This is a genomic window from Vibrio sp. ED002 (assembly GCF_023277445.1).
GTDB classification, from domain to species: Bacteria; Pseudomonadota; Gammaproteobacteria; order Enterobacterales; family Vibrionaceae; genus Vibrio; species Vibrio jasicida.
This window is the reverse complement of record NZ_CP080238.1, coordinates 2,937,779-2,962,718: the sequence shown is the minus strand read 5'-3', so window position 1 is coordinate 2,962,718 and position 24,940 is coordinate 2,937,779. Positions and strand designations below refer to the sequence as shown.

Below are 24,940 nucleotides of genomic sequence, written 5' to 3'. Positions count from 1 at the left end.
TCTTTAACCCTTAAGCTAAATCGCCTGCAACTAATGGCACAAATCTTACCATTTCTACCACGGTAGAAAGGAATTGTTCACCCTTGCGTTCAATTTTCAACAATTGTTGCTCATCCTCACCAACAGGTATGATCATCTTACCGCCCTCTTTCAGCTGAGATAAAAGTGCTTGGGGAACACTTTCCGCAGCCGCAGTGACAATAATCGCATCGAACGGACCTTTCGCTTCCCATCCGAGCCAGCCGTCACCATGTTTGGTAGAGACATTATAAATATCCAGTTGTTTCAAGCGACGCTTAGCGTCCCATTGCAAAGATTTGATGCGTTCAACGGAATAAACATGATCAACGATTTGAGCAAGTACAGCCGTTTGATAACCTGATCCTGTTCCTATCTCAAGCACATTGCTGCTTTGTTTGAGATCGAGCAATTCTGTCATTTTCGCAACAATGTAAGGCTGAGAAATAGTTTGCCCCTGACCAATCGGTAACGCATTGTTATCGTACGCTTGGTGCATCATTGCCTGTGAGACAAAACTCTCACGCGGCAAACAGTACACGGCATCCAATACGCGTTGATCACTGATGCCACTGGAGATAAGAAACGCTATCAACCTGTCAGCATGTGGGTTACTCATTACTTCTCTTCCTTTAACCAACTGTCCATCGCACGCAAAGACTCATGAGCAGTGAGGTCAACTTGCAGTGGGGTGATTGAAACTCGACCATGCTCAATCGCATAAAAATCGGTGCCCTCTCCAGCATCTTGCTCTTTACCCGGAGGACCTAACCAATATATATCATGCCCACGTGGGTCCTGTTGCTTGATCATATTCTCGGCATGATGACGGGCGCCTAAACGTGTCACTTCAATCCCACCTAATTGTTCTAGTGGTAAATCAGGAACATTGACGTTCAGTAAGCGGTTAGTCGGGATCGGCCTAACCAAATGGTGCTCAACTAGCTGACGGGCAATTTTTGCCGCAGCTGCAAAGTTCTGTTTACCCACCAACGAAAAAGCAACAGATTGAACGCCAAGAAAGTGTCCTTCCATCGCAGCGGCAACCGTACCTGAATATAAGACATCATCGCCAAGGTTCGCGCCATGATTGATCCCAGAGAGAACTAAGTCTGGTAAATCGCCTTGCATCAATTCATTCAATGCAAAGTGAACACAATCTGTCGGGGTGCCTTGCACAGAGAAGGTGTTGGGTGCGATTTCATTTACTCTCAGAGGCTGCTCTAACGTCAGTGAGTTCGAAGCACCAGACCGGTTTCGATCTGGTGCCACAATCGTCACCTCAGCAATACTTTTTAGCTCATCAGCAAGCGCATGAATTCCTTGAGCATGAACGCCGTCGTCATTACTGAGCAGTACTCTTAATGGCTTCGCGTTTGGTGAATCCATTTCCATTAATATTCTCTTTCTACTTTTTCCTCGATAATCAACTCGCGTACGATAGAGGTCGCAAACGAACCGGCATCTAACGAGAAGGTCAACGTAATATTGTTGCCATCCACCGTCCAAGCTAAGTCTTGAGGTTTAAGTGCAATATCACGACGGTCGTGACGCATACGATTCCCACGAATTAATGCCATTAAATCGGGTTCTTCATCCAAGAAAGGCTGCTCCAAGGCTAATGCATCTGTTTGAGTTGGAAGTGCATTGTCTCCAGCTAGCGCTGCAGTAATAACCACTTCGCCCTGAGCAAATTGTGCCTGTAGATCAGCAATGTTGCTTGCATCAATCAACTGAGTACCAGAAGTTGTCTTCGCCACATCACCGTCGATGAACTTGTCAAACACGCCTTGCTCTAATCGAGCTGAAACGATACGGTTGAAGATCCACGAACGAGCCGCCGACAAATACATGCTGCGCTTGTTTTGGTTACGAGTACGTACGTTCTCGCGCCCCCATCGACGTGCTTCTTCAAGGTTGTTGCCATCGTTACCAAAACGCTGACTACCAAAGTAGTTCGGCACGCCAACTTGTTTCACTTTTTCAAGGCGTTGCTCAACATCCGCTACATCTGTCACTTCAGACAAAGTAACCACGAACTCGTTCCCTACTAGGTCACCAGGACGTAGTTTTTTATTGTGACGATCTGTTGCCAGAATTTCGATACTTGGGTATTGCGCCAAAAATGCTGAAAAATCTGGTGTTTCACCTTTCGGTAAATGAACACTTAGCCATTGTTCAGTCACTGCGTGACGGTCTTTAAGACCCGCCCAGCTAACGTCTTTCGACTTAACGCCACAGGCTTTTGCTAGCTCATTAGCAACAAAGCTGGTGTTCTCGCCCGTTTTACGGATACGAACCATTAAATGCTCGCCTTCACCCGTAAAGGCAAAACCTAAGTCTTCGCGAACCTGAAAGTGTTCTGGTTGCGCTTTGATTTTTGCTGATGCTACAGGCTTACCCGTAAGGTAAGCCAATGAAGATAAAATGTCTGACATGATGTTTTTCCACTGCTAACGCAGCATTGAGGAGCAAATTGCTAGGTTATTGCTTAAAGAGAAGTACAACTGCTTCCGTTGCAATGCCTTCTTTGCGTCCAGTAAAACCGAGACGCTCTGTCGTCGTCGCCTTTACGTTTATATTACTGATATCGGTTTCCAAGTCTTCAGCAATCGTGGCACACATTGCGTCGATATGTGGCGCCATTTTAGGCGCTTGTGCCATGATGGTGATGTCAGCGTTTCCTAATCGATAGCCTTGTTCTTTCACCCTGCGGTAAACATCTTTAAGCAGTTCGCGGCTATCAGCCCCTTTCCACTTATCATCGGTATCTGGGAAGTGACGGCCAATATCTCCGGCAGCAATAGCACCAAGCAGTGCATCGCTCAACGCATGAAGTGCCACATCACCATCTGAGTGGGCAATCAACCCTTGTTCGTAAGGAACAGCGACACCACCGATAATCACAGGGCCTTCACCACCAAATTTGTGTACATCGAAACCATGACCAATTCGAATCATTTTCTATCCTTTGTTTACTCGCCGTGCTCACGGCTTAGGTAAAACTCGGCTAACGCGAGGTCTTCTGGCTGAGTAATTTTTATGTTATTCGCATTACCTTGAACCAAAGCCGGCGTTTCACCTAACCATTCCAAAGCCGAAGCTTCATCAGTAATGGTTGCACCTTGTTCTAATGCGTCAGTCAGTGCTCGTGTTAATTGTTGAGTTTTAAACATTTGTGGGGTAAGTGCATGCCACAATGCTTCTCTATCTACCGTATGATCGATATCTTGTGCCACGTTTGCTCGCTTCATTGTGTCTCTCACTGGAGAGGCAAGGATGCCACCTGTTGGGTGTGCGCTACAAACGTCGATCAAATGGTCAATATCGGATATGAGAACACATGGTCTTGCTGCGTCGTGAACTAAAACCCACTCGCTCTCAAGATGTGTTCTTACATAGTTTAGCCCTGAAAGCACAGAATCCGCCCTTTCTTTGCCACCAGACACGCAAATCACGTCTGGGTGCTGAGCAATGTTCAATTCAGGGTAATAAGGGTCGCCATCGGTAATTGCGATCACGACTTTAGAGATCCTCGGATGAGAAAGCAGCTTCTCTACTGTGTGCTCTAATACCGCTTTTCCGTCAATTAAGAGATATTGCTTAGGGCGATCAGCCTTCATACGGCTACCAACACCGGCCGCAGGTACAATCGCAACATGAGATGAAAACAACTTTGGCATGTTATTGCTCGTCCTCGTCAATAATACGATAGAAAGTCTCGCCATCTTTGACCAAACCTAACTCATGACGCGCACGTTCTTCAATCGCATCAAGACCTTGTCTCAGGTCATCAATTTCTGCGAACATCTCATTATTACGAGCTTGCAGCTTGCTGTTCACTTGTTGCTGCACTTCAATTTCATCTTCTACTGTGTAGTAGTCAGTCACCCCGTTTTTGCCAAACCATAGGGTATATTGGAGCCAGCCAAACAGTAACGTAAGGGCTAAAACAAAGATTCGCATATCGCTGCTAACATTCTGTACCGGAAGGGATTAGATAAGGTGACATATATAGCATAAATGCGTGGTTGGCTCTAGGGCAGAAAAAGAGACTCACACGCTCCTTACAGGAAAAAAGCAGCAAAATGAAACAAAGAGATTTCCGACTCCCTCCTTCGTCGTTCTAGGGAATGACAAATGAACGTGAACGACAGACATCAAAAAGCAAAGTTAGCTCCCGCCTATCTAAGCGATGCGTTTACGTATCTCAGATACAAAAACGCCCCGCAAATGCGAGGCGTATTTTTAAAGCGTTAAGCTAATAATTTAGAAACCTAAATTATTGACCTTTAACTTCTTTAAGACCGTTGAAAGGAGCGCGCTCACCTAGAGCTTCCTCGATACGGATAAGTTGGTTGTACTTAGCAACACGGTCAGAACGGCTCATAGAACCAGTTTTGATTTGACCTGCAGCTGTACCTACCGCTAGATCAGCGATAGTTGCATCTTCAGTTTCGCCAGAACGGTGAGAGATTACTGCTGTGTAACCTGCGTCTTTAGCCATCTTGATTGCAGCTAGAGTCTCAGTTAGAGAACCGATTTGGTTGAACTTGATAAGGATAGAGTTAGCTACGCCTTTCTCGATACCTTCAGCAAGGATCTTAGTGTTAGTAACGAATAGATCGTCACCTACTAGTTGAAGCTTGTCACCTAGTAGTTCAGTTTGGTGCTTGAAGCCAGCCCAATCAGACTCGTCTAGACCGTCTTCGATAGAAACGATTGGGAATTGGTTAGCTAGCTCAGCTAGGTAGTGGTTGAACTCTTCAGAAGTGAAAGTTTTACCTTCGCCTTTCATGTTGTAGATGCCAGCTTCTTTGTCGAAGAACTCAGATGCAGCACAGTCCATAGCTAGAGTAACGTCTTTACCTAGTTCGTAACCAGCAGCTGCAACAGCTTCTGCGATAACTTCTAGAGCTTCAGCGTTAGACTTAAGGTTAGGAGCGAAACCACCTTCGTCACCAACTGCAGTGCTGTAGCCTTTAGACTTAAGAACTTTAGCTAGGTTGTGGAATACTTCAGCACCGATACGTAGACCTTCTTTAAGAGTCTTAGCACCAACTGGTTGGATCATGAACTCTTGGATGTCAACGTTGTTATCTGCGTGCTCACCACCGTTGATGATGTTCATCATTGGTAGAGGCATAGAGAACTGACCAGCGGTACCGTTTAGCTCAGCGATGTGCTCGTATAGAGGCATGCCTTTAGCAGCAGCTGCTGCTTTAGCGTTTGCTAGAGAAACAGCTAGGATAGCGTTCGCACCGAATTTAGATTTGTTTTCAGTACCGTCTAGGTCGATCATTACTGCGTCGATTGCAGCTTGATCTTTCGCGTCTTTACCAACTAGAGCTTCAGCGATTGGGCCGTTTACAGCTTCGATAGCTTTAAGAACACCTTTACCTAGGAAACGTGCTTTGTCGCCGTCACGTAGCTCAAGAGCTTCGCGAGAACCAGTAGATGCGCCAGATGGAGCAGCAGCCATACCTACGAAACCGCCTTCTAGGTGTACTTCAGCTTCTACAGTTGGGTTACCACGTGAATCGATGATTTCACGACCTAGAACTTTAACGATCTTAGACATTGAATGTTTCCTTCTCGTTGAATATATAATGTCAAAATTAAAGGCAGCAACACAGCTTACGTTACTGCCTGTATTCCTTACTTACTTCTCGAAATCGCCACGCTGGTATTCGCCAGCTGCTTTCACGAAACCTGCGAACAATGGGTGACCATCACGCGGTGTTGATGTGAACTCTGGGTGGAATTGAGCCGCTACGAACCATGGGTGAGCTGGGTTCTCAATTACTTCTACCAGTTTCTTGTCAGCTGACAAGCCAGATACTTTAAGGCCTGCTTTTTCGATTTGCGGACGAAGATTGTTGTTCACTTCATAACGGTGACGGTGACGCTCATGAATTGTCGCGTTGCCGTATAGTTCACGAGCTTTCGTACCTTTTTCTAGGTGACATAGCTGTGAACCAAGACGCATAGTACCACCAAGATCAGACTTCTCGGTACGTTCTTCAACTTTACCTTCGCCATCAACCCACTCTGTGATTAAACCTACCACAGGGTACTTCGTCTCTTTGTTAAATTCTGTTGAATGTGCACCTTCCATACCCGCTACGTTACGCGCGTATTCGATCAGTGCCACTTGCATGCCTAGACAGATACCTAGGTAAGGAACGTTGTTTTCACGAGCGTATTGAGCTGCGCGAATCTTACCTTCGATACCACGGTCACCGAAACCGCCAGGAACAAGGATTGCGTCTAGACCTTCTAGGATCTCAACACCTTTGTTCTCTACATCTTGAGAATCAACGTACTGAATCTTAACGCTCAGACGGTTCTTAAGACCAGCATGTTTCAACGCTTCGTTTACTGATTTGTATGCATCTGGTAGTTCAATGTACTTACCAACCATACCAATCGTCACTTCTGCCGTTGGGTTAGCTTCTTCGTAAATTACTTGTTCCCACTCAGACAGGTTAGCTTCTGGCGCATTGATGCCAAAGCGAGCACAAACAAGATCGTCTAGACCTTGAGCTTTGATTAGCTGAGGGATCTTGTAGATAGAATCTACATCTTTCATTGAGATAACTGCTTTTTCTTGTACGTTACAGAAAAGAGCAATTTTCTTACGTTCGTTAGCAGGGATCATACGATCGCTACGACAAACTAGAATATCTGGTTGGATGCCGATAGATAGCAGCTCTTTAACAGAGTGCTGAGTTGGCTTAGTTTTCACTTCGCCCGCAGCTGCTAGGTAAGGAACTAGAGTTAGGTGCATGAACATTGCGCGTTCACGGCCTAGTTCTACAGCAAGCTGACGAATAGCTTCCATAAATGGTAGTGATTCGATATCACCTACCGTACCACCGACTTCAACGATAGCAACATCATGGCCTTCAGAACCTGCGATTACGCGGTCTTTGATAGCGTTAGTGATGTGAGGGATAACCTGAATGGTTGCACCTAGGTAATCGCCGCGACGTTCTTTACGTAGTACGTCTGCATAAACACGACCTGCAGTGAAGTTGTTACGCTTAGTCATCTTGGTGCGGATGAAACGCTCGTAGTGACCAAGGTCAAGGTCAGTCTCTGCGCCATCTTCCGTAACGAACACTTCACCGTGTTGAGTTGGGCTCATTGTGCCTGGATCAACGTTGATGTAAGGGTCAAGCTTCATCATAGTCACTTTAAGACCACGAGCTTCTAGAATAGCGGCAAGAGATGCTGCTGCAATACCTTTACCTAGAGAGGATACAACCCCGCCAGTAACAAAAATGTAATTTGTCGTCATGTTTAACCTGAAATTGGTTGAATGAGGGAAATGGAGTGCTTCTGGACGGGACGTAAATATACCAGAAGCTCCTTAACGCCACAACGTGAAATCTATCACACCGGAATTTTTTATTTTTTGCTTCAAATCAAAGTCGAGTATTCATGCAATTTCAGCTTTGCTCTTCTCGTTTCACTTCATCCCACATCGAATCGAGTTCATCTAGAGTAAAGTCTGTGAGTTGCTTACCGTGCGCTGCAACTTTAGTTTCCACGCCTTTAAAGCGTCTTGAGAACTTTAGATTTGCTTTGGCCAAAGCGACTTCAGGGTCTTTGCCTAAGTGACGAGATAGGTTGACGGTCGCTAATAATAAGTCCCCCAACTCAAGCTCTACCTTGGTTTCATCGGGGTTGACTTGAAGCGCCTCTTCCATCACTTCTTCAATTTCCTCTTGTACCTTCCCGACTACAGGACCCAGAGAGTCCCAATCAAAACCATATTTAGCGCATTTCTTTTGAATTTTTGTAGCACGAGAAAGCGCAGGTAGAGAGTTCGGTATTGAGTCTAGAATACTTTCCTCAGCTTTGCCTACTTGTGCTTTTTCTTTGGCTTTTTCTGCTTCCCAATTAGCGTTAATTTCTTCATCAGATTCAAACTCAACATCAGAAAAAACATGAGGATGACGACGAGTCAGTTTTTCATTCACAGTTTCGACGACGTCAGAAAAATCAAACAGCCCCTGTTCTTTCGCCATTTGGCTGTAGAAAATCACTTGGAACAATAAGTCACCCAACTCTTCTTGTAAGTTCGGCCAATCACGGTTTTGAATCGCATCCACCACTTCATAGGTTTCTTCAATGGTGTGCGGAACAATGGTGTCGAAAGTTTGCTTTAAGTCCCAAGGGCAACCGCTTTCTGGGTCACGTAACTTCGCCATGATTTGTTCTAACTGTTCAATTGGATGACTCATTTTCTCTGTTCCTTTAAACCTTTCTATCTAAAGAAAAAGGTGAGCAGCCAAAACCACTCACCTTCTAGATTATTTTATTTTCTCAGCGGCTTTCACTAAGTAATTGTTACTTTGACAAGGCAACAAGTTTTCGCGACTCCTGAGCATAGCTCGCCTATGTGATGGAGCAAGAAAACGCAGTTAACGCAGTAAAAGTGACAAGTACGACGTGAAAGTTAGCCTAAGCGTTTCACCGACATAACATCCTTAATCTGCTCGACTCGTTTTGACACTCGCGAGAACACTTCCAAGTTTGTCACTTCAAGGTCAAAGTCCATTATCGACATTTGCGTGCGGTAATCGACGCGGCTCTTCATACTGGTGACTTTGATTTTCTCGTTCGCAAACAGAGTTGTGATGTCTTTAAGTAGACCGCCACGCTCCATTGCTTCAACACGAACCGTCAAGATGTAAGAACCGACAAAGCCGCTGCCCCAGACGGTATCGATGATACGTTCTGGTGCGTGATGGCGAAGCTCCTCTAGTTGCTCACAGTCACTGCGGTGGACCGAAATACCGCGACCTTGGGTGATGTAACCGGCAATCTCATCACCTGGGATCGGCTGACAACAACGCGCTAGGTGTGTCATTAGGTTATCGACACCTTCAACTACGACTGCATCTTTCTTCGGACGACTTTGCGCTGGCGCGCGATTTTCTGCTTCTTGCAGTTTTTCTAGCGCTTGTTGGTCTTCCTCTTCGGCGGTTGGTTTGTTTACCAAGGCGTTGATGTGGTTGATGATTTGGTTGATACGCAAGTCACCACTACCAATACCAACATACAATTCATCGGCACTATTAACGTTAAAGCGTTTCAGCGCGTAGTTATCAGCATCTTTCAGTGTCGCGCCGATTTTCGCCAGTTCGTGCTCTAGAATTTCACGACCCGCTTCTAGGTTCTTCTCACGACTTTGCTTGCGGAACCATGCGTTGATCTTCGCACGCGCTCGGCTTGACGTCACAAAGCCAAGCGATGGGTTTAACCAGTCTCGTGAAGGGTTTGGTTCTTTCTGGGTGATGATTTCCACCTGATCGCCCATTTGCAGTTTATGGGTGAACGGTACGATACGACCTGCCACTTTAGCACCGATACAACGATGCCCTACTTCTGAGTGAATGTGGTAAGCGAAGTCTAATGGGGTTGCGCCCATCGGTAGGTCGACGACATCACCACGTGGGGTAAAGGCATACACGCGGTCGTCAAATACCTGACTACGCAGCTCGTCCAACATCTCGCCAGAGTCGGACATTTCTTCTTGCCAGTCGAGTAGCTTACGTAGCCACGTGATCTTCTCATCGTAACCGCTGCGGCTGCTTGCGCCTTCTTTGTATTTCCAGTGCGCTGCAACACCTAGTTCCGAGTCTTCGTGCATCTCTTTAGTACGAATCTGGATCTCGATGGTCTTGCCTTCAGGGCCAAGAATCACGGTATGGATAGACTGGTAACCGTTTGGTTTCGGGTTCGCTACATAGTCGTCGAACTCGCTTGGCAGGTGTTTGTATTTGGTGTGGACCACACCCAGAGCGGCATAACAATCTTGCAGTTTGTCGGCGATGATACGTACTGCTCGTACGTCAAACAATTCATCAAACGCCAGACTCTTCTTCTGCATTTTACGCCAAATGCTGTAGATGTGCTTTGGACGACCACTGACTTCTGCGTTGATGCCGCATACGGTCATTTCTTGGGTAAGGTCGTCGACAAAGTCTTTGATGTATTGTTCACGGACAATACGACGCTCAGCCAATTGCTTCGCGATTTGCTTGTAGGTTTCTGGTTGTTGGTAGCGGAAAGCGTAATCTTCGATTTCCCATTTCAGCTGACCAATACCAAGGCGGTTTGCCAGAGGCGCATAAATGTTTGCACACTCTTTTGCCGCAGCGCGACGAACTTCGTCCGGCGCTTTTTTTACTTCAATCAGGTTGCAGATACGTTCCGCCAGCTTAATGACGACGCAGCGGAAATCATCCACCATGGCCAACAACATACGACGAACGTTATCAACTTGAGACGAGGCAGCACCACCATCCATTGTTACATTCAGTTGACCAATTGCCGCCATTTCGTCGACGCCATCGATCAGCTTAATGATTTCTTTGCTGTATTTTTCCTCAAGGAGTTCTCTATCAAAAGCACCGCTTGAGACCAAAGGAAACAGTTGCGCCGCGACAAGTGTCGCTTTGTCCATCGACAAGGTGATCAAAATTTCAATCATCTCTCGTCCACGCCACAACAAAAGCTCCGCCTGCTCGTGGTTCGCCAAAATCGACTGGCAATCACGATACACTTCAATTAAGCGTTTCGCTGTGTTCTTCTCTTGCCCTAGGCTAGCCACCCAGGTTTCGAGTTCAAACTGTTCATCTTGGTTTAAATGCGCGCTTCTTACCGCAACCATCTCATCATCCTAATTATTATATTTGTGTGGTTTGACTAACACCATCCAGGTTAGTTCTTATGCCAAGCCTTAAACGTTGGCTTATTGACCACCCACCACGTGTAAGTGATCAACAAAGTCCCAATTATCAGGACTTTTCAAACAGCGCCATCGATTCTAGATGGCTGGTATGAGGGAACATGTCCAGCATACCTAATTTGGTCAATTGGTAGCCTTGCTCCAGCAAGCTCTGACTATCCCTTGCAAGGGTAGCAGGATTACACGAAACATAAACTACACGCTGTGCGCCAAGCGCAGAAACTTGATCGATGATCCCACTCGCGCCTGCACGTGCCGGATCAAGCAGCACTTTGTCGAATTGTTCAGCCGCCCAAACTTGCCCTTCAAAATCCTGCTCAAGGTTAGCGTGATAAAATTGTGCGTTATTGATTTGGTTCAAGGATGCATTATTTGCTGCCTTTTCTACCATTTCTGCCACACCTTCTACGCCAACCACATGTTTTGCACGTTTTGCAATTGGCAAACTGAAGTTACCTAGACCACAGAACAAATCTAACACTCGCTCGTCACTTTGTGGGTCTAACCACGCCACTGCCTGAGCGACCATTTTCTGGTTCACCGCTTGGTTCACTTGAATAAAGTTGTTTGGCGTGAATGGTACGGTGACACCGGCTTCTTGATAGAAAGGCACTTCACCTTCAATCAAATCAAGTTGATCCGTTTCTGGCATCAGGTAGAGCGATGCATGATGACGCTTCGCCAATTCCACCAAAGTGTTAGTTTCTTTTTCAGTCAGTTTGCTTAGGTGGCGCAATGTAATACAAGGACCATTGTCGCCTAAGACCAACTCTACGTGACCCAATTGCTCTGGCTTCTTAAACGCTTTTAGCGTCGAGTAGATTTCTGGCAGTAACACATTCAACTCAGGCGCAAGCACGGGACAGTCCGTCACTTGTGCGATTTGCTTACTTTGTTTCTTACGGAAACCAAAGTGCAGCTGACGGGTCTTTTTATCCACAAATAAGCTCACGCGAGCACGGCGACGGTAGCCATGAGAGTCACCCAACACAGGTGCATCCAACTCGATATCACTGCCGGCAAATTTTCTCATCAACTGACGAAGCGTGTGCTGCTTATGCGTCAATTGTTGGTCATAGTTCAAATGTTGCAGGTCGCAGCCTCCACATTCATGGTAATGCGGACAAAAGGCGTCAACGCGTGTTTCACTCGGTTTAAGGATTTTAATCAACTTACCACGAGCGAATTTGCTCTTTTCTTCCACCAATTGGGTTACCACTTCCTCACCCGGTAGCGCACCATCAATAAACAATGGTTTCTTCTTGAGGTAAGCAATGCCTGCGCCGTGGTGATCCAAACGCTCCACTTGTACCGCTTGGTGACGAGTATTTAATTGCGTTTTCTTTTTAGGTTGAAAGATACGTGCCATGCTCTGTGCCTGATTTGTGTCTAATTGCTCTACGGCTTCACTATTCTTGATTGCAGCCGTTGTGTGATTCGAGTGACTTGATTATGCTTACCGTTTATCCGGTGACGTCACTTCTTTACTCAAGGCTTTATCGCGCGCTTGAGAAATAATGCGTTATTTTCCCATATCCAGACTCCGATGTAATTAGATAACATGACCAGATATGGCTTACGAGCACGTGTAATTACACTAACTCTCGCTCCCACACTCATTATTGGTTTATTACTGAGCGGCTTTTTCTCATTTAACCGCTACCAAGACCTCGAAAAACAAGTCATCACGACAGGTAATAGCATTATCGAACCACTTGCTATTGCCAGCGAAACGCACCTTCTTTCTGAAAGTCGTGAAGCCGTCCGTCGCCTGATCAGCTACGCCCACCGTAAAAACTCGAAATTGGTTCGTAGTATCGCGGTGTTTGATGAAAACCATGAGCTTTTTGTCACCTCTAACTTCCACCCAAATTTTGAAGCGCTGATGTTCCCGAAGGACAAACCGATTCCTCAATTAGGGAACTCAGAAATCTTCGATAACTCGCTTATTCTGCGTGTGCCGATTCTATCAGAAGGCCATTATCTTTCTGAGCTTTCAAATGAGAATCAGGGAACAAAAGCCATTGGCTACATTGCGGTGGAAATGGATCTTTCGTCACTTCGTTTGCAGCAGTACCAAGAGGTCTTCTCAGCATTCTTGGTGTTGATTCTCGGCCTTGGTCTCGCGAGCGTGTTCGCCTCTCGCCTCATGCATGACGTTACCCAGCCGATCACCCACATGAAGAACGTTGTGGACCGAATTCGTCGTGGCCACCTTGACGTGCGTATCGAAGGCAAAATGCACGGTGAGTTGGACCAACTGAAAAACGGCATCAACGCCATGGCGGTCTCGTTGTCGGAATACCACGTTGAGATGCAGCACAGTATAGACCAAGCGACATCGGACTTGCGTGAAACCCTCGAACAGCTAGAAATTCAGAACGTAGAGTTAGACATCGCGAAGAAACGTGCGCAAGAAGCGGCGCGAGTGAAATCTGAATTCTTAGCCAATATGTCACACGAGCTTCGTACGCCACTGAACGGTGTGATTGGCTTTACGCGTCAGATGCTTAAAACTCAGTTGTCGAACAGCCAAACGGATTACTTGCAAACCATTGAGAAGTCGGCAAACAACCTACTCAACATCATCAACGACATCCTCGACTTCTCGAAACTGGAAGCGGGTAAGCTAGCCCTAGAAAACATTCCATTTGAATTCAGAGAAAGCTTGGAAGAAGTTATTAACTTACAAGCGACCAGCGCACATGAGAAAGGATTGGAGATCACCCTAAAAGTGGATCCGAAGATTCCGCCAGGCTTGGTCGGTGACCCACTGCGTATCCAGCAAATCCTTACTAACTTGGTCGGTAACTCGATCAAATTTACCGAGCGCGGCAACATCGACATCAGTGTTGAAATGCGGTCCCAATCCAGTGATTCCATTGAACTGCAATTTATGGTTCGCGATACGGGCATTGGTATTTCGGAGCGCCAACAAGCACAATTGTTCCAAGCCTTTAGCCAAGCAGATGCAAGTATTTCACGCCGATACGGCGGTACTGGTTTAGGTCTGGTTATCACCCAAAAACTGGTTAGCCAAATGGGCGGCGAAATCAGCTTAACCAGCCGTCTCCACCAAGGTTCTACCTTCTGGTTTACGCTGCGCCTACATTCAACAGAAATGCCAATGAGCGATCTAATTGAAGTAGAACTGCTATCTGGTAAGCAGCTGCTGCTGGTTGAACCAAACATGCAAGCAGCATCAGTGACTCAACAAGTCTTGAGTCAAGAAGGCATTCTAGTGACCTACCGTTCATCGCTACCAGAGAACGATGAACACTACGACTACGTATTGTTGAACTTGGGCGCAAACCAAACTTACGACGACCAATCCGTCTCAGCGTGGATTGAACAGGCGAAGCGTATGGCTCCAAGTGTCATCATGGGTACGCCAAGCACGGAGCTAGCATTAGCAGACCAAGTGATGAACGATCATCAGATCCAATGTCTGACCAAGCCATTATCGCGTCGTAAACTGCTACAGAGCCTGATCACTGACCATATCGAAATGCCTCAGGTTGCCCTGCCTCCGGTTGAACCTGTAGAGAGCGAAAGACTGCCATTAACTGTGCTTGCGGTTGATGATAACCCTGCCAACTTGAAGCTGATCTCCGCGCTATTGAGAGAGCGTGTCGAAACAGTAACGGCATGCAGCAACGGTCAACAAGCAGTGAACCTCGCAACAGAGAAGAAATACGATCTGATCTTCATGGACATTCAAATGCCATTGATGGACGGCGTAACCGCTTGTCAGTACATTAAAGAGCTAGAGCTGAACAAAGACACTCCTGTAATTGCGGTGACCGCACACGCAATGGCTGGTGAGCGTGACCGGCTGCTGGCAGCGGGTATGGATGATTACCTAACCAAGCCAATTGAGGAACATGTGTTGCAACAGGTTTTGGTTCATTGGAATCCAAATACCTGTACTGACAGTGTCGATAAGATCGCACCATCTTACGTGGAGCCTGCAGTGGAAGCTGCACCACCAGCGCCGGAAAAACCGCAGCAAGATATGATCATCGACTGGCAAGCGGCCTTAAAACAAAGTGCAAACAAAGAAGACCTAGCTAAGGACATGCTGCGCATGTTGATCGACTTTATTCCAGAAGTGGAAGAAGTGGTCGATCAAGCCATAGAGCAAGAAGACTTTTCGCGTGATGACCTTATCCATGTGGTGCATAAACTTCACGGCAGTAGCTCTTACTGTGGCGTACCGAGGTTGAAGTCACTGTGTGCAACCTTGGAACAGGCGCTGCGTTCAGGTGCGAGTATTGAAGACATCGAACCGGAAATGTTCGAACTGCAAGATGAGATGATTAAAGTCACCACGACGGCGAAGTTTTATCTTGAACAGTAGAGAATAGTTCGGAAAATCAACACAATAAAAAAGCCAGAGCATCGACTCTGGCTTTTTCGTATTCGGTTATTAATCCGTAATCAGACAAATTAGGATTCAAAAATCACCGTCGCGACCGCGTAATGACGCTCGTCAGAAATCGATAAATGAACATGATTCACACCCATCGACTCGGCGATTTGCTTTGCCACGCCAGAAAGCGTCAACATCGGTTTACCGAACTCATCATTCGAAACGGTAAAGTCATGGAAGGTCACGCCTTTCGCAATGCCCGTGCCTAACGCTTTTGACGCTGCTTCTTTTACCGCGAAGCGCTTTGCTAGATAGCGACCTTTTTGTTTCAGTTCGTCAAATTTTGCCATTTCTTGAAGCGAGAGAATGCGCTTTGCAAATGGCTCACCACTGCGTTCTAGTGCTTTCTCTATTCGCCCAATCTCGGCGATATCGGTTCCTAATCCTAAAATTGCCATGATTGAAACGGATTACTTACGTGCAGCGACCATCAGGGCTTTCATTTCTGCCACTGATTTTTCTAGGCCATCAAATACCGCACGACCGATGATCGAGTGACCAATATTCAGTTCGTAAATTTCAGGCAATGCAGCGATTGGCGCAACGTTGTGGTAAGTCAGACCGTGACCAGCATTAACGATGATACCTAGGTCATCAGCGTAGCTTGCACCTGCAGCAATCTTCTTAAGCTCGTCTTGTTGGTCTTCCTCAGTCTCCGCATCCGCATAGTGACCTGTGTGAAGTTCGATATACGGTGCACCACATGCTTTTGCCGCATCGATCTGTTGACGGTCAGCATCAATAAATAGAGAGACTTTGATGCCCGCTTCCGTCAGTTTTTGCGTTGCAGCTTTCACTTTCTCAAGCTGACCTACAACGTCAAGACCACCTTCTGTTGTCAACTCTTCACGTTTTTCAGGAACCAGACACACGAATTCAGGCTTAGTCTGTAGTGCAATCTCAACCATCTCGTCTGTTACTGCCATTTCAAGGTTCATACGAGTTTGAATGGTTTCACGTAGGATGCGCACGTCACGATCTAGAATGTGGCGACGGTCTTCACGCAGGTGAATAGTAATACCGTCTGCGCCAGCACGCTCTGCAATCTCAGCAGCATGAACAGGATCTGGGTATTTAGTACCACGCGCATTACGTAGAGTGGCAATATGGTCGATATTAACGCCTAAATAGATTGAGCTCATTTTCCATTACTCCGTGCTCTGTATGTCTGAATGAATAATTCACGACTTTTTAAAGGTTTGCCGCCAAGATACGGCTTTAAGGCCATACGTGTAAAGCGTTTCGCCGCTTTTAATTGCTCTTTAGTGATGAATCGCCGTTCACTAATCGCAATCAATTCATTCCCCAAAAAAGTGAGGTTATCTCGCCTTACTGACGCAATGAATCCTTTTTGTTCGCGATAGCGGTAAGTCATCTCAGGATCAACGGGTTCACCAGTACCAGCACAATGCAAAAAATCGACGCCATACCCCATAGAAGACAGCAGGGCCAATTCAAAACGACGCAAGCCCGGTTCAGGGTTATCACTCTGAGCTAGTTCCGTTAGTGCATGCAGATAATCATGAAACAGCGCAGGCATTGGCACTTCTGCCATCAACACCCTTCCAATCAATTCATTTACGTACATGGCGGAGTAAAGGTTTATTCCTGTCAAAGGCAAACCTAAACTGATGGGCTCTGCTTGACGTAACGTCTTCATCGAGCCTTTCCCTGACCATTTCAGCAATAAAGGGGTAAAGGGCTGCAATGCGCCTTTAAGATTGGAGCGTTTACCGCGGGCACCTTTTGCCATCAATGTAATTCGACCATACTCCTCGCTGAATACATCAAGGATTAAGCTCGATTCACTGTAAGGGCGTCGATGCAATACAAAGCAGCGTTGAAAGCCTTCTGAAGACTGGTTGCTCATCTCGTCAGTGTGCCTAAGAAGTGTGAATAAAAAATAAGGAGCCAATTGGCTCCTTATTCTAATCGATATTTAGTTTTTATCGATGTTGGAACGAAGTGTCTTCGTTACCAAACTTACAAGCAACCAAACTTATAGGTCGTCGATGTAACCAAGTGAACGCAATGCACGTTCGTCGTCTGCCCAACCAGATTTCACTTTTACCCAAGTCTCTAGGTAAACCTTACGGCCGAACAACTCTTCCATATCTAAGCGCGCTTCACGACCAATGGTCTTGATCTTCTCACCGCCTTTACCAATGACCATTTTCTTTTGACCGTTACGTTCAACAAGAATTAAGGCATTGATGTGGAAGCCATCATTTTCTGGGTTGTAGTCAAAACGTTCAATTTCAACCGTTACCGAGTAAGGCAATTCTTCACCAGTAAAACGCATCAGCTTTTCACGCACGATTTCAGACGCCATGAAACGCTGAGAACGGTCTGTTACGTATTCTTCAGGGAAGTGATGCGTTGCTTCTGGCAAGTGATCGCGAACGTGCTTACGTAGTACGTCGATGTTCTTGCCTTGTTTCGCAGAGATTGGCACAACGTCAACAAAGTCCATTTTCTTAGACATGTCGGCCATGTGCATCATCACTTCGTTACGATCTTGGACATTGTCTACCTTGTTCACACAAAGTACTACAGGGAAGTTCGACTTTTGAAGCTTAGTCAGCACCATCTCGTCGTCTTTGGTCCAGTGCGTACCATCAACCAAGAAGAATACTAGGTTTACATCACTGAGCGATGAGTTCGCCGCACGGTTCATCAAACGGTTGATCGCACGCTTCTCTTCAATGTGAAGTCCTGGTGTATCTACGTAGATCGCTTGGTAATCGCCGTCAGTGTCCACACCCATGATGCGGTGACGAGTCGTTTGCGGTTTACGAGATGTAATCGAAATCTTCTGACCAAGAATTTTGTTTAGAAGCGTCGATTTACCAACGTTTGGGCGACCAACAATCGCAATAAAGCCACAGTGCTGGTTTTCTGGTGAACTTACTTCACCGTTTGATGCAAAAAATGCATCGATATCGAATTCGTTATCAGCCATTTGTTAATTGCTCAAGTGCTGTTTCAGCAGCCGCTTGTTCTGCCTTGCGGCGGCTGGTGCCTTTACCAATGACAGGCTTATCCACACCTGCTACGTCACACTCAACCGTGAACTCTTGGTTGTGCGCTTCACCTTTAATATTAGTCACTGTGTAGACAGGCAGTGGTTTTCTTCTGCCTTGCAGGAACTCTTGTAGGCGAGTTTTTGGATCTTTTTGTGATACGCCAGGCTTGATGGCTTCAAGACGCGAGTTGTACCAGCTCAGTACAATACCGCGCACGGCTTCAATATCACTATCAAGGTAAATCGCACCAATAATGGCTTCTACCGCATCGGCTAGAATAGAGTCTCGGCGGAATCCGCCACTCTTCAATTCACCTGGACCTAATTTTAAATAATCTCCTAGATCGAATTCACGACCCAGTTCCGCCAATGTGTGCCCACGTACCAAAGTAGCGCGCATACGGCTCATGTCACCTTCGTTCACTTTCGGGAAACGATGGTACAGATCATCAGCGATGACAAAACTTAAAATTGAATCGCCCAGAAACTCAAGACGTTCATTATGCTTACTGTTGGCGCTGCGGTGAGTCAGCGCCAAGTTGATAAGCCCAGCATCCTTAAATTGGTAGCCGAGCTTTCTCTCTAGTTTATCAATTGGAGAATTCATACTCTCTCGATATGTAATGGTTAGTGAATACCACCGACGCGGTTAAAACGCACACCAGTTGGAATCCATGAAGGTAGAACGCTGTCTGCGCCACGATCAAACTCGAAGCTAATCCAAATCGCGACAGCTTTACCCACTAAGTTTGCTTCTGGAACAAAGCCCCAGTAACGGCTATCAGCACTGTTATCACGGTTATCACCCATAACAAAGTACTGACCTTGTGGTACAACCCATTCGTTAACTCCTGGACGTGGCTGGTAGTTCTGCACACGGTCACGAGCTAATGGGTTAACCAAGATTTGGTGTTCCACTTCACCCAGTTTTTCATTCATCTGAATCAGAGGAATACCGTTTTGGATGAACGGACTTTCTTCAACATTGCTCAATTTAACTGGCTTACAAACCGAATCACCTTGCGATTGAATACACACTTGCTTGTCACTTGAGTAACGAACCGTATCGCCAGGTAAGCCAACAACACGTTTAATGTAGTCAATATTTGGTTGAGGTGGGTATTTGAATACCACAATATCACCACGCTCTGGTTTGCCAGTTTCCACTAGTTGATGACGCCAAACAGGATCTTTCAATCCGTAAGCGTATTTCTCCACCAGAATAAAGTCGCCCACTAGTAGGGTGGGCATCATTGAGCCTGAAGGAATTTGGAACGGTTCATAGATAAAAGAACGCAATACAAGAACGAATGCAATTACAGGGAAAATAGACACGCTATTCTCAATCCACCATGGCTGACGTTCTACTTTCTGTAGTGTTACCGCGTCTAGGCCATTAGCTGTCTGTGCTTGAATCTCTTCTACTTTCGCTTGACGTTTTTTCGCAAACACCAGCTTTTCCAGTAGCCAAACTACGCCAGTTACCAAAGTCACGATAACTAGAATCAGTGAGAATGTATTCGCCATTAAATTCCCTTATCTAAAAATACGAAAGTGAAAGAGCCGAAACCCTTTCACTTATTTTACTATCTAACGTCTTATGACAGACAAGAGTAAGAGATAGTTCAACTCTAGTCTTTACCAACGTGAAGAATCGCTAGGAACGCTTCTTGAGGTAGCTCTACGTTACCGATCTGCTTCATACGTTTCTTACCTTCTTTCTGTTTCTTCAGAAGTTTCTTCTTACGGCTCACGTCACCACCGTAACATTTCGCGATTACGTTCTTACGTAGCTGTTTCACAGTAGAACGAGCAATGATGTGGTTACCGATTGCCGCTTGGATCGCGATATCAAACATCTGACGAGGAATGAATTCTTTCATCTTCTCAACTAACAAACGACCGCGGCTTTGCGCTTGATCTTTGTGCGTGATGATAGCTAAAGCATCCACTTTATCGCCGTTCAACAGAACGTCTACACGAACCATGTTTGATTCTTCAAAACGCTGGAAGTTGTAATCCAATGATGCATAACCACGAGATGTTGACTTCAAGCGGTCAAAGAAATCGAGTACAACTTCTGCCATAGGGATATCGTACGTCACAGCAACTTGGTTACCGTGGTAAACCATATCAACCTGCATACCACGCTTCTCAACACAAAGTGTGATTACGTTACCTAGGTAATCCGATGGCACAAGAATATTACAACGCGCAATAGGCTCACGGATAAATTCGATGTCGTTTACAGCTGGTAGCTTTGCAGGGCTATCCACATACAGGATTTCGCCACTTGTTTGCTCAACTTCATAAACTACCGTTGGTGCGGTTGTAATAAGGTCAAGGTCGTATTCACGCTCAAGACGTTCTTGGATAATTTCCATGTGCAGCATACCAAGGAAGCCACAACGGAAACCAAAACCAAGTGCTGCCGAGCTTTCTGGCTCGTAGAACAACGACGCATCATTCAGACTCAGTTTACCAAGTGCGTCACGGAAGTTTTCGTAGTCATCAGATGATACTGGGAATAGACCCGCGTATACCTGAGGCTTCACTTTTTTGAAGCCAGGAAGTGCTTTCTCACAACCATTTTTTGCGGTTGTCAGTGTATCACCCACTGGAGCACCAAGGATGTCTTTGATACCACAAACAACCCAGCCTACTTCGCCAGTATTTAACTCTGTCGTATCAACTTGTTTTGGTGTGAAGATACCTAGACGGTCAACACCCCAAACTTGGCCTGTGCTCATTACTTTGATTTTGTCGTTTTTCTTCAGCGAGCCGTTTTTAATACGAACCAGAGAAACAACGCCAAGATAATTATCGAACCATGAATCGATGATCAATGCTTGAAGTGGCGCTTCAGGATCACCTTCTGGAGAAGGTATCGCAGAGACAATATTTTCTAGAACGTCATCCACGCCTAGACCTGTCTTTGCACTACAACGCGTCGCTTCCATCGCGTCGATACCAACAATCTCCTCAATCTCTTCAGCTACACGCTCTGGTTCTGCCGCTGGGAGGTCGATTTTGTTTAGGATTGGCACAACTTCCAAATCCATTTCGATCGCGGTGTAACAGTTGGCAAGCGTTTGAGCCTCTACACCTTGACCTGCGTCAACCACCAACAACGCCCCTTCACAAGCGGCCAGAGAACGTGAAACTTCGTACGAAAAGTCTACGTGTCCAGGAGTGTCGATAAAGTTAAGTTGGTATGTCTCGCCATCTTTTGCGGTGTAATCAAGAGTCACACTCTGCGCTTTGATAGTGATGCCACGCTCACGTTCAAGATCCATAGAATCCAGAACCTGTGCGGCCATTTCACGATCGCTTAATCCTCCACAAACTTGGATTAGACGGTCTGATAGGGTCGACTTACCATGGTCGATGTGGGCGATAATCGAAAAGTTACGAATGTGCTTCATAGATTTAGGGTGACTAACTCTTTACAAATAAGGACAGTAAGAAAGCCATCAGCTGACGGCATTTCAATCAAGTTGGCAGATTCTACCCAATTTCGTTAACGGGCGCACCTTATTTAAAGTATATACCTTAGTAACCTCGAGGTACGTACTTACTGGATAGGCTCACCGAGAACTCGAATGAGAGTGACTTGGCGTTTTGATTCATCTTCTAAAGGCCGTGACACACGTTTAGCGAGCCACATACCACCAGCAGCAAACAAAACCGAAGCTAAGATGGTAATGCCCTCGCCGCCTGCGGTTAAAGGCTCAAGAAGGAAGTTGCCAATCACGGCACCAAAAATCAGACCAAACAAAGGAAGAAGGTAAACCGCCATTGCGGATTTGATCAGGCTCGACTCAGGAAAGCCGATTTCTACCACCTGACCAACTTTGACAGATGTTTTTGTACGCAGATGCCATGCTAATGTTTTGTTACCAATTGCTTTAGTAACCACGCCAGTGCCACAGCTTTTTTGCGAAGAACAGCTGCTACAACTGGTCTGTTGCTCGCAGCTTAAATCAATATCGTATTGCTGACCGTGACGATGAACACCCGTCACGGTTGCTAATGCGGTCATCATTGCGCTTTACTCTTTGCTGCATCAAACGTAACAGATTGTGCAATACGCTGAGCAGTTGCCGGTGGAATATCACCCACAACAGAGATTTCATGATTACCACTTACAAAGCTATGCAAAGTACGACGACCTTGACGAACCAGCTGACCTTTCAGCGAATGCTCATCTTTGCTGGCGACATAAACAGAGAAACTGAATAAACCATCCGAGTAAAGTTGGCTTTCAACCATTTGGTCGGTCACTGCCATTCGGTAGCGATTTAGCTCATTTGGGTGGAAACCTTCAGGAGTCCAACCTACGTTCCAGTCACTCGTACCGATATCACCTTTAGGCATCGTCAATACTGCTGGCAACTGCACATCCGCCAAACCACTCATCAACTCGCCAATTTTTGGATTCACCGAGTATGAGATCGTACGGTATTGCTCTAGCATTTCTCCATCACGGTCAACCAGATCAGCACGCAGTGGTAACTTACTTTTCTCATCAATCCAAAGTACGTACGAATAACGCAAGCCGTCTTTAGGCACAATACGTAACACCTGAGTCGGAACGCCAGCTTCACGAGCACGACCGACTTTGACGTAATCGTAATAGAGGTTCAATTCATCGATATTGGTGTTCAGCATCGGCATGATTGGTGCGACCATCTTGCCAGATTCAATCGTAAACGGCTCTGCGCCGGTTTCGATGTAGCTCACTTCAGTACCACGACGAATTACTTCACGAACTGGACCACTCAAATACACAAGATGTGCGTACTGATCTTTATCGTGAGTCGCATGACGGTACAGCAAAGGTTCAATGCTGTTCTTTTTGATGAGGATATAAGAGAGTTCGTAGCTTAAATTTTTGCTCGCCTCGCTCATTTGATGCAATAAAGCCTCCGCTGGTTTATCACCAGCAAAGGCTTGAGTAGACATCAGACTGAACAGAGCGCAAGCGCTGATCAGAAATTTTTTCATTCAATATCCGGAGTCAGATTTGCATCTTGCTGAGACGCATCACTGTTAATTCTTAACTGCAATTCGTAGTCACGAAGCATAGCATGAACACGTTTACGTTGCTCTTGCATATTTGCTTCGCCAACCGAGCGCTCAACGGACTCACGAGTCAAACTTACTGGTTCTGCACTGCCAGCAAATGGCACTGTTTGAAGCACAGGAAGTTGATCGGCTTGTGGCGACATTGGGTCGCTACCACCGTATTGTTGCACACCTAAAATCACGGCAAGTGACACACACGCAGCAACGGCAACCTGACCAAACTGAGTTAGCCATGCAGGCAACTGGCGCTTGGCTTTTTGTGGCTCTGGTTGCGACTCTTTTGGCGCGTCATTAATTGAAATAACGTTAGCACTGCGTGAATCGATAGCACGATGCACAGGCTCGTCTTCTAACGCTAACGCCACGCTTTCAGCAATATTCCACTCAGGTTTTGCTGGCGCTTCGCCTCGCATCACATCACCAATAAGATGATAGTTCTGCCAAGCGTCACGGCTTTCTTGGTCTTGCTCTAATTCTTGAATTAAAGCCTTATCGACCAATTCTCCATCCATGAGAGCTGAAAGTTTTTCTTTGTCAGCCATTGTTTTCACCATAGTTATCACTTGTACTAGCGCTGTAAAAGAGGTTTGATTTTCTTTTCCACCGCCTCACGAGCACGGAAGATACGTGATCGTACCGTTCCCACCGGGCAATCCATTACTTCAGCAATTTCCTCATAGCTTAAGCCATCAAGCTCACGCAGAGTCATTGCCGTTTTTAAATCTTCAGGTAAGGCTTCGATTGCGCTGAACACTACCCGTTGCAATTCTTTGGACAACGTTAAGTTCTCAGGGTTCGAAATTTCTTTCAATGCATTACCTGTTTCGTAAAATTCAGCATCTTCAGCATCAACGTCCGTCGCAGGCGGTCTACGACCCTGAGCAACGATATGATTCTTCGCAGTATTCACTGCAATGCGATACAGCCAAGTGTAAAACGCACTCTCCCCGCGAAAGCTAGGGATAGCTCGGTAAGCCTTGATAAACGCTTCTTGTGCTACATCTGGAACATCGCCAGGATTACTTACGTATCTGGAAATAAGATTACATACCTTGTTCTGATACTTCGTTACCAGCAGGTTGAATGCTTGCTTATCTCCATTCTGAACTCGCTCAATCAATACTTGATCGGTCAGCTGCTCGTTCATTCGAGCGGATACTCCTATTTGTTATGCCCCTACTCTTCTCAGATATGGGTACTAATTATGCAAAACGTAGTATTGACACCACTGCTTACTTGAGCACTATTGTGACTCCGACGTGAATGAGAAAGTTCCATGGTTTCTCAAATTTTTTGTCATTGTTTTTTCACAGTGTGATGTCACTAGCCAAATCCCTCGCCACGTCTGAATTACGTCTCGTTTTGACAAGCGAGCATAGTGATGGGGAAATGGGTATAATGGATGATCTCTGTCCCAGATTGTGCTGGGTAGAGCCTAGAAAAGCAATGGCATTGACAAACTATTACTTTTTGTTGGCACGGCTAATGGCTATCTGAACAACGCGTTTAAAATAAAACTCAGGAAGCATGCGCATGTCATCGACATGCAAAAATAAGAGTGGCACAAGTCACCAGAGTTGCGGTGATTTAGATACCTCCCAACTTAGCCCTT

At 46.0% G+C, this 24,940-nt stretch carries 23 protein-coding genes; 1 reads left to right on the top strand and 22 read right to left on the bottom strand.

Features of this window, described 5'->3' with window-relative positions:
- Nucleotides 1-10: 10 nt before the first annotated feature.
- The 11 genes from ITG12_RS13840 to rlmD all read right to left on the bottom strand — a co-directional run bounded on the left by ITG12_RS13840 (nt 11) and on the right by rlmD (nt 12,152).
- Complete coding sequence (locus ITG12_RS13840) at nt 11-637, bottom strand: protein-L-isoaspartate(D-aspartate) O-methyltransferase (protein WP_038870274.1); 627 nt, start codon at nt 635-637, stop codon at nt 11-13.
- Nucleotides 637-1,413, bottom strand: a complete 777-nt coding sequence (gene surE / locus ITG12_RS13835; protein WP_248873150.1) for a 5'/3'-nucleotidase SurE — start codon at nt 1,411-1,413, stop codon at nt 637-639. The genes ITG12_RS13840 and surE overlap by 1 nt, the downstream gene beginning before the upstream one ends.
- Nucleotides 1,413-2,456 (bottom strand): tRNA pseudouridine(13) synthase TruD, encoded by a 1,044-nt coding sequence (truD, locus tag ITG12_RS13830; RefSeq protein WP_039976444.1) that lies wholly within the window; start codon nt 2,454-2,456, stop codon nt 1,413-1,415. The genes surE and truD overlap by 1 nt, the downstream gene beginning before the upstream one ends.
- Before the next feature lie 46 nt (nt 2,457-2,502).
- On the bottom strand, nt 2,503-2,979 hold the full coding sequence (ispF, locus tag ITG12_RS13825) for a 2-C-methyl-D-erythritol 2,4-cyclodiphosphate synthase (protein ID WP_038870279.1): 477 nt from the start codon (nt 2,977-2,979) through the stop codon (nt 2,503-2,505).
- 14 nt (nt 2,980-2,993) lie between these two features.
- Complete coding sequence (ispD, locus tag ITG12_RS13820; protein ID WP_038881208.1) at nt 2,994-3,701, bottom strand: 2-C-methyl-D-erythritol 4-phosphate cytidylyltransferase; 708 nt, start codon at nt 3,699-3,701, stop codon at nt 2,994-2,996.
- A gap of 1 nt (nt 3,702) precedes the next feature.
- Nucleotides 3,703-3,984: a cell division protein FtsB gene (gene ftsB / locus ITG12_RS13815; protein WP_038870281.1), complete on the bottom strand. Its 282-nt coding sequence runs from the start codon at nt 3,982-3,984 to the stop codon at nt 3,703-3,705.
- 316 nt (nt 3,985-4,300) lie between these two features.
- A complete protein-coding gene (gene eno / locus ITG12_RS13810) occupies nt 4,301-5,599 on the bottom strand; it encodes a phosphopyruvate hydratase (protein WP_038870282.1) in 1,299 nt (432 codons plus the stop codon).
- An 81-nt stretch (nt 5,600-5,680) separates the two neighbouring features.
- Nucleotides 5,681-7,321 carry a CTP synthase gene (locus ITG12_RS13805; protein ID WP_038870283.1) on the bottom strand — a complete coding sequence of 547 codons (1,641 nt, stop codon included), beginning with the start codon at nt 7,319-7,321 and terminating at the stop codon, nt 5,681-5,683.
- A 151-nt stretch (nt 7,322-7,472) separates the two neighbouring features.
- The gene (gene mazG / locus ITG12_RS13800; RefSeq protein ID WP_248873149.1) at nt 7,473-8,270 is read right to left on the bottom strand and encodes a nucleoside triphosphate pyrophosphohydrolase; all 798 of its coding nucleotides are present in this window, start codon (nt 8,268-8,270) and stop codon (nt 7,473-7,475) included.
- Between the two features lie 215 nt (nt 8,271-8,485).
- A complete protein-coding gene (gene relA / locus ITG12_RS13795) occupies nt 8,486-10,705 on the bottom strand; it encodes a GTP diphosphokinase (protein ID WP_038870285.1) in 2,220 nt (739 codons plus the stop codon).
- A 127-nt stretch (nt 10,706-10,832) separates the two neighbouring features.
- Nucleotides 10,833-12,152, bottom strand: a complete 1,320-nt coding sequence (rlmD, locus tag ITG12_RS13790; RefSeq protein ID WP_045405493.1) for a 23S rRNA (uracil(1939)-C(5))-methyltransferase RlmD — start codon at nt 12,150-12,152, stop codon at nt 10,833-10,835.
- 192 nt (nt 12,153-12,344) lie between these two features.
- Here rlmD and barA point away from each other — a divergent pair, with 192 nt between their 5' ends.
- A complete protein-coding gene (gene barA, locus ITG12_RS13785) occupies nt 12,345-15,143 on the top strand; it encodes a two-component sensor histidine kinase BarA (protein ID WP_061036126.1) in 2,799 nt (932 codons plus the stop codon).
- Nucleotides 15,144-15,232: 89 nt separating this feature from the next.
- Here the strand turns inward: barA and acpS are convergent, their stop codons facing one another.
- The 11 genes from acpS to rpoE form a co-directional block, all read right to left on the bottom strand.
- On the bottom strand, nt 15,233-15,613 hold the full coding sequence (gene acpS / locus ITG12_RS13780) for a holo-ACP synthase (RefSeq protein WP_248873148.1): 381 nt from the start codon (nt 15,611-15,613) through the stop codon (nt 15,233-15,235).
- Between the two features lie 12 nt (nt 15,614-15,625).
- Nucleotides 15,626-16,357, bottom strand: a complete 732-nt coding sequence (gene pdxJ, locus ITG12_RS13775) for a pyridoxine 5'-phosphate synthase (RefSeq protein WP_038881194.1) — start codon at nt 16,355-16,357, stop codon at nt 15,626-15,628.
- A complete protein-coding gene (gene recO / locus ITG12_RS13770) occupies nt 16,354-17,085 on the bottom strand; it encodes a DNA repair protein RecO (protein ID WP_039976437.1) in 732 nt (243 codons plus the stop codon). The genes pdxJ and recO overlap by 4 nt, the downstream gene beginning before the upstream one ends.
- A gap of 129 nt (nt 17,086-17,214) precedes the next feature.
- Nucleotides 17,215-18,177: a GTPase Era gene (era, locus tag ITG12_RS13765; RefSeq protein ID WP_038881191.1), complete on the bottom strand. Its 963-nt coding sequence runs from the start codon at nt 18,175-18,177 to the stop codon at nt 17,215-17,217.
- Nucleotides 18,170-18,847, bottom strand: a complete 678-nt coding sequence (gene rnc, locus ITG12_RS13760) for a ribonuclease III (RefSeq protein WP_005436448.1) — start codon at nt 18,845-18,847, stop codon at nt 18,170-18,172. The genes era and rnc overlap by 8 nt, the downstream gene beginning before the upstream one ends.
- Before the next feature lie 20 nt (nt 18,848-18,867).
- A complete protein-coding gene (gene lepB / locus ITG12_RS13755) occupies nt 18,868-19,767 on the bottom strand; it encodes a signal peptidase I (RefSeq protein WP_038881188.1) in 900 nt (299 codons plus the stop codon).
- A gap of 104 nt (nt 19,768-19,871) precedes the next feature.
- Nucleotides 19,872-21,665: a translation elongation factor 4 gene (lepA, locus tag ITG12_RS13750; RefSeq protein WP_038870300.1), complete on the bottom strand. Its 1,794-nt coding sequence runs from the start codon at nt 21,663-21,665 to the stop codon at nt 19,872-19,874.
- Nucleotides 21,666-21,814: 149 nt separating this feature from the next.
- Nucleotides 21,815-22,285 carry a SoxR reducing system RseC family protein gene (locus ITG12_RS13745; RefSeq protein WP_038870305.1) on the bottom strand — a complete coding sequence of 157 codons (471 nt, stop codon included), beginning with the start codon at nt 22,283-22,285 and terminating at the stop codon, nt 21,815-21,817.
- Complete coding sequence (gene rseB / locus ITG12_RS13740) at nt 22,282-23,247, bottom strand: sigma-E factor regulatory protein RseB (protein ID WP_248873147.1); 966 nt, start codon at nt 23,245-23,247, stop codon at nt 22,282-22,284. The genes ITG12_RS13745 and rseB overlap by 4 nt, the downstream gene beginning before the upstream one ends.
- Complete coding sequence (locus tag ITG12_RS13735; protein ID WP_038870308.1) at nt 23,244-23,870, bottom strand: sigma-E factor negative regulatory protein; 627 nt, start codon at nt 23,868-23,870, stop codon at nt 23,244-23,246. The genes rseB and ITG12_RS13735 overlap by 4 nt, the downstream gene beginning before the upstream one ends.
- 26 nt (nt 23,871-23,896) lie before the next feature.
- The gene (rpoE, locus tag ITG12_RS13730; RefSeq protein ID WP_005436461.1) at nt 23,897-24,475 is read right to left on the bottom strand and encodes an RNA polymerase sigma factor RpoE; all 579 of its coding nucleotides are present in this window, start codon (nt 24,473-24,475) and stop codon (nt 23,897-23,899) included.
- Between the last annotated feature and the right edge of the window lie 465 nt (nt 24,476-24,940).

Coding starts and splice junctions, on each gene's coding strand:
- ITG12_RS13840 (WP_038870274.1), bottom strand. CDS start 637: ATGAGTAACCCACATGCTGACAGGTTGATAGCGTTTCTTATCTCCAGT.
- surE (WP_248873150.1), bottom strand. CDS start 1,413: ATGGAAATGGATTCACCAAACGCGAAGCCATTAAGAGTACTGCTCAGT.
- truD (WP_039976444.1), bottom strand. CDS start 2,456: ATGTCAGACATTTTATCTTCATTGGCTTACCTTACGGGTAAGCCTGTA.
- ispF (WP_038870279.1), bottom strand. CDS start 2,979: ATGATTCGAATTGGTCATGGTTTCGATGTACACAAATTTGGTGGTGAA.
- ispD (WP_038881208.1), bottom strand. CDS start 3,701: ATGCCAAAGTTGTTTTCATCTCATGTTGCGATTGTACCTGCGGCCGGT.
- ftsB (WP_038870281.1), bottom strand. CDS start 3,984: ATGCGAATCTTTGTTTTAGCCCTTACGTTACTGTTTGGCTGGCTCCAA.
- eno (WP_038870282.1), bottom strand. CDS start 5,599: ATGTCTAAGATCGTTAAAGTTCTAGGTCGTGAAATCATCGATTCACGT.
- ITG12_RS13805 (WP_038870283.1), bottom strand. CDS start 7,321: ATGACGACAAATTACATTTTTGTTACTGGCGGGGTTGTATCCTCTCTA.
- mazG (WP_248873149.1), bottom strand. CDS start 8,270: ATGAGTCATCCAATTGAACAGTTAGAACAAATCATGGCGAAGTTACGT.
- relA (WP_038870285.1), bottom strand. CDS start 10,705: ATGGTTGCGGTAAGAAGCGCGCATTTAAACCAAGATGAACAGTTTGAA.
- rlmD (WP_045405493.1), bottom strand. CDS start 12,152: ATGGCACGTATCTTTCAACCTAAAAAGAAAACGCAATTAAATACTCGT.
- barA (WP_061036126.1), top strand. CDS start 12,345: ATGACCAGATATGGCTTACGAGCACGTGTAATTACACTAACTCTCGCT.
- acpS (WP_248873148.1), bottom strand. CDS start 15,613: ATGGCAATTTTAGGATTAGGAACCGATATCGCCGAGATTGGGCGAATA.
- pdxJ (WP_038881194.1), bottom strand. CDS start 16,357: ATGAGCTCAATCTATTTAGGCGTTAATATCGACCATATTGCCACTCTA.
- recO (WP_039976437.1), bottom strand. CDS start 17,085: ATGAGCAACCAGTCTTCAGAAGGCTTTCAACGCTGCTTTGTATTGCAT.
- era (WP_038881191.1), bottom strand. CDS start 18,177: ATGGCTGATAACGAATTCGATATCGATGCATTTTTTGCATCAAACGGT.
- rnc (WP_005436448.1), bottom strand. CDS start 18,847: ATGAATTCTCCAATTGATAAACTAGAGAGAAAGCTCGGCTACCAATTT.
- lepB (WP_038881188.1), bottom strand. CDS start 19,767: ATGGCGAATACATTCTCACTGATTCTAGTTATCGTGACTTTGGTAACT.
- lepA (WP_038870300.1), bottom strand. CDS start 21,665: ATGAAGCACATTCGTAACTTTTCGATTATCGCCCACATCGACCATGGT.
- ITG12_RS13745 (WP_038870305.1), bottom strand. CDS start 22,285: ATGATGACCGCATTAGCAACCGTGACGGGTGTTCATCGTCACGGTCAG.
- rseB (WP_248873147.1), bottom strand. CDS start 23,247: ATGAAAAAATTTCTGATCAGCGCTTGCGCTCTGTTCAGTCTGATGTCT.
- ITG12_RS13735 (WP_038870308.1), bottom strand. CDS start 23,870: ATGGCTGACAAAGAAAAACTTTCAGCTCTCATGGATGGAGAATTGGTC.
- rpoE (WP_005436461.1), bottom strand. CDS start 24,475: ATGAACGAGCAGCTGACCGATCAAGTATTGATTGAGCGAGTTCAGAAT.